This is a genomic window from Nitrococcus sp., assembly GCF_059432795.1.
In genome coordinates this window covers 1-4,386 of record NZ_JBXWZQ010000090.1, presented here as the reverse complement: position 1 = coordinate 4,386, position 4,386 = coordinate 1, and the positions used below count along the sequence as shown (strand labels likewise).

The 4,386-nt window shown below is 63.8% G+C and carries 4 protein-coding genes, 1 tRNA gene and 1 pseudogene; 1 reads left to right on the top strand and 5 read right to left on the bottom strand.

The genetic code is table 11. The features are described from left to right. The 5 genes and pseudogenes from AC52Q4_RS06970 to AC52Q4_RS06950 all read right to left on the bottom strand — a co-directional run. A pseudogene (locus AC52Q4_RS06970) lies at positions 1 to 837 on the bottom strand (pilus assembly protein); the annotation flags it as partial. Positions 838 to 900: 63 nt separating this feature from the next. Further along, positions 901 to 1,449, bottom strand: coding sequence for a pilus assembly PilX family protein (locus tag AC52Q4_RS06965; RefSeq protein WP_495536078.1), 549 nt, complete (start codon positions 1,447 to 1,449; stop codon positions 901 to 903). Positions 1,450 to 1,506: 57 nt separating this feature from the next. Then, positions 1,507 to 2,544, bottom strand: coding sequence for a PilW family protein (locus tag AC52Q4_RS06960; protein WP_495536077.1), 1,038 nt, complete (start codon positions 2,542 to 2,544; stop codon positions 1,507 to 1,509). Between the two features lie 5 nt (positions 2,545 to 2,549). Then, on the bottom strand, positions 2,550 to 3,161 hold the full coding sequence (gene pilV, locus AC52Q4_RS06955; RefSeq protein WP_495536076.1) for a type IV pilus modification protein PilV: 612 nt from the start codon (positions 3,159 to 3,161) through the stop codon (positions 2,550 to 2,552). An 8-nt stretch (positions 3,162 to 3,169) separates the two neighbouring features. Beyond that, positions 3,170 to 3,673 (bottom strand): GspH/FimT family pseudopilin, encoded by a 504-nt coding sequence (locus AC52Q4_RS06950; RefSeq protein ID WP_495536075.1) that lies wholly within the window; start codon positions 3,671 to 3,673, stop codon positions 3,170 to 3,172. A gap of 191 nt (positions 3,674 to 3,864) precedes the next feature. Here AC52Q4_RS06950 and AC52Q4_RS06945 point away from each other — a divergent pair. Next, a tRNA-Thr gene (locus AC52Q4_RS06945) sits at positions 3,865 to 3,940 on the top strand. The last annotated feature ends 446 nt before the right edge of the window (positions 3,941 to 4,386 follow it).

Genomic DNA, 4,386 nt, shown 5'->3' with positions numbered 1-4,386 from the left:
ACCGGCGCGCTGCAGCGCCGAGCGCAGGGGGGTGCCGCCGTCGGGTGAGAGCTGGAACAGCCAATCGTAGAAATCGTCACGATGCACGCCCGTGAATGGCCGCACTCCTTGAAGGTCGTTAGAGTTGATTTGCTGCCAGCCGACCCGGGGATCGGAGCCGAGTCCAGCGAAAGCCTGGGAGGCGCTGGCGAGCGTGGCCATCATGCGTGTGCGGTAGTAGCTATACCAGTTGGCGAAGTTTTGCCGCTCGTCGCTATTCTGCGGGCCGGAGCTGCTGGAGACCACGACTTTCGTGTAGCAATCGTCATCGTTTGTGCTCGCGGGATTCGGACAGCCTCCCGAGCCCGCCCGTGCGGTGTCGAAGCTATAGTAATAAGCGGGCTCTGCGGGGCCGGCGTAGTAATACGCTGACCAGCTGTAATACCAGGTAGGGCGGAAATCGCTACCAAGATCCACCGTACTATTGTCCCGATTATCTGGATCAAAGCCATCAGTCCAAGCGTTGTTGAAGTCCGCATCGCCCAGGCTACTTCCATCCGCGTCCAGCGGCGGTTGGTAGACGACGGTGGGGTCGTAGTATATGCGATTGAAGGTGGCCGATTTCGCCCGTTTGGTAAAAATCGTTCCGAAGATCTCATCGGGCATGAACGACCACGCCATCGAGCCCGAGTCATCGAGCGTGACTACGACATTCGGCGCGACCCCGGTTTTCAGAAACAACGGCTTGCTGCTCAAGTCGAGCAGTGCGGCGCGCGGCGCTCCCTGTGCCCCCAGCATCAGTGCCGCGGCCGTAAGCCCCGATACTCCTAGCCGCTTTACCCCCTGTAAGCGCTGCATGGCTCGTTCCCTCGACTTTGATTTCCTTGTGCCGGTCCCGGGTGAGTGGCCGTGGCGGATCGACTAGTTTTTCCAGCTCCGCACGGTGGATTGAAGCACCCGCTGGGTGCTGGTCTGCGGGCCGAAGCCCGCGGCGCTCACCCGATAGAAATGCGGCCCGATCTGGCGCGCGCGCTCGTTGGCGTCGATGACGCTGCCGGCCGGGTCGTAGCGCAGGTACTCGACCAAAAAGTGCGGATCGCTCGCCAAGGCGGTGAATTCCTGGGTGCCCGCGGTACCGTATTCCCGTCCCGTGTTCTGCCACCAGGCCATGGCTTGCGTCTCCGGGTGGCCATCGGGCTGCTCGGCTTCCCAGAGCTCGCAGGGAGCGGAGGCGCAGGTGCTCACCGGCGTCGGCGGGCTGTACAAATCGATGCCCATGACCCAGGTCTCGCCATTGCGCAACGCCGCCTCCGCCGCTTGAAAGGCGAGGGTGCCGCCGCGGGCGTTGCCGGCCATCTTCTCCTCGAGGGACGTGCTCTGCATGGCGCTGACGCCGATCAACGTCAGCACCAGCAGGAAGAGCAGGCTGATAATCAGCACTGAGCCGCTCTGAGACCGTCGTCGCCGCATTGTCTGCTCCTCTCCCGTCACGCAGTTTTGCCAAAATGTGTCGATCCGCGCCGGGGATCAGTTGAACGCGATGCTGCGCAGCTCGCGGTTGCGGCTGGTCGCCGTCAGCGTGAATACCTTGCGCAGATACCGCCCGTCCGCCGGGTCCACCGTCTCGTCGACGAGCGCGTAGGTGCCAGTATCTGCCTGCGTGGTGGACGGTGCCACCGAGCTCACCAGCAAGGCGAGACGGACGCTGAGCACGTTGGCGAAATCGGCGACCGAGCCGGCGTTGGCGTAACTGTCAACCGAGCCATCGGCATTCGTGTCCTCGCCGTAGAGGACCTGCATGTCCTCGATGCCGGCGACCAGCTCCACCGCCGCGCCCGTGAGCGGTTGCCTATAAAGGCCGTAGATCGGGTCGCCGACCTCGTTGTCGCGGTTGGTGTCGCGGACATAGTAAGTGGCGGATTCAAACGCCATCAGCCGCGCGTCGCTTTGATAGGCCTTCGACAGACGGTTGGTCGTGTTGACGTCGCTCGCGTGGGCGATGGTGACGGTGCCCGTACTGTTGGAGACGCTGCTCGACACGAAGATGTCGGCGTCGGCGCAATCGGTGATCATGAGGATATCGCCCGCTTCGAATCCGGCGGGGTTGGCGTCGACCTGTATGTTGGCGTTGTCGGCGGTCATGTTGCCGGTCAGATGCGCCGCGACGGGGGAGGCCCTCAGAATGCTCAGAGTGTCGCTTCCGGTGACCGCGCCCAGCGGGTTGCCGGAGGCCAGGTTGTTTTCGCCCCGCAGGATATTGGCGGGGTCGTAGAGTAGCAGCTCGCTCGGCGGGTCCTTGACGATCACGTTGGGGGTGATCTGATCAAGCGTCATGCAGCCCTGATAACCCGCCATACGGATATCGCCGGCGAGGATCTCGGTGGCAAAGCGCCCGGTCTCCTGTAGCCGGGCAAGGCCCGAGTTCATGCGGTAGGACGCCTTGGCACTGATGAAAATCTGCAACACGGCGCCAAGCAGCAGCAGGCTCAGGCTGAGCGCCACCATGATCTCGACCAGTGAAAAGCCGCCCGTGTAACGAGGGAAGGATTGTCGCGCGCGCATCATAGGGCTCAGAGCTCCGTTTGGAACTGAAACTGCGTGAGATCGGTAACCGGCGCGCCGCTGCGATCGCTCGCTCGATCGGCACGCGAGTCGTCCCAGGCGATGCTCACGGTCACGGTATTGTCGGCCGCTACATTCACGCTGGTCTGTGCCGCCGGCAGCATCGCGAGCAGATCGGTGCCCCAGCGGTGGAGGTCGAGCGCCGCCTGGGTTGAGCTGCCACCCATCGACGGCAAGTCATCGGTTGCTGCGATGGTGATGTTGTAGCCGCCGGCCTGAGCCTCGGCCCGGTTGGCGCGCATACGATCCAGGATGTCGTAGGCAAGGATCGTGGCCTGGGAGCGTACGTAGGCGCTCTGGTTGCTGCGCAGGCCAGTGAGCTGCAGTCCCGCGATTCCAAGCAGGCCGACCGAGAGGATGAGCAGCGAAACCAGCACTTCCAGCAGCGTGAAGCCGCCGCCGTGGCGGCTGGAAAAACGCGGCTTGGCTGTCCCACCGGCGTTGCCGTGAGCGCTTGGATCCCGCGAACAGCCGGGGATCCGCCACCGCCGATGCGGCGGGAACCCGAGCGCACCCGACATGGCGGGAGTCTGTGAAGTTGAGGCGGATAGCATCGTCATGAGCGATCTCACGGGCAGGTGACTGTCTGGATAGTGGCCTGGCCGCTGCCGGTGACCTGAATGCTGCGTTGCATTTCCCCGTGGCAGTCCGCGGGGGTGAGCGTGAATTGGGTGGTGTCCATGGCGGCGCCGGAGGCGGCATAGCGAACGAAACCGCTCCCGGCCGTCAACGTCGAGCCCCCGGAGAGCCCGTCGCCGGCCTGCAGCAGAGTATCTGTGCCGGCGTCCAGCGCGCCGTCTTGATCGACATCGCTGAACACGATCCAACCGTCGGCCCAAGAGCCGCCGCAGCTGCTCTGGTTGCTGCTGCGGCAAATGGAGATCACCGCCGCGCGCTTGACCGCTTCACTGCGGGTATAGGCCAGCGCCGTGAGCAGGGTGTTGGCCTGGGAGGCCACGCGGTTGCCTTGCACGAAGGTGCGATAAGAGGGCACCGCCATCGTGAGCAATATGGCCACTACCGCCAGGGTGAGCATGAGCTCGATGAGTGTGAATCCTTTTGAGTGCTTCATGGGTTCCTTTTATAGAGGCTCGCTGTGCGCCAGGCACGAGCTATGTGACGAGCTGCGCAATTGGTCCGACAAACGGTAAATCAGCCGGGCGGGCGGTTCCGTGATCCAGGCCATGCTCCGGCACAGCGAGCTGCCTGGCCGCGGATTGTGCGTGGGGGGCTTGTTTTATATACTGCCCAGTCACTACATAGGCCGGGATAGCTCAGTCGGTAGAGCAATCGCCTCGTAAGCGATAGGCCCTCGGTTCGAGTCCGAGTCCCGGCACCACCTGCGCACCGTGCGGGCATGCCGGCGAGCGGCCGGGAATCGACGGTCGGCGCATTAGCTCGTGGGAAATCCAACGGCAGGGCGGCTATTCAGCGTCCTTTGAAGCAGGGCGTTGGGTCGATGGCTAACGCTAGCAGGAGTTGCCGCGGTTCCGTTTACGGCGCATGTCGTCGGCTAAAACGAGCGCCGCCGTCAGTAATATCGGCCCCCACCACGAGCAGGCGGCCCGCCCAGGGCGGCTGCGCGCGCGGCGCAGAGCGCTGTTTCGAGGCCAGGCATTAGCCTGTTGTCGTGGGTTATTCCGTAACTCTCCTGAGGAGCGATGATGGGTGAGGCTCCCTCCGAAGACCACACTGTGAAGGACGCCGTGCTCTTCACGCTGGAGGCTGAACAGGCCGAGCTCGAAGGCGTGAACGCCAACGGCGATCCGGAGCTGGAGGCGTCGG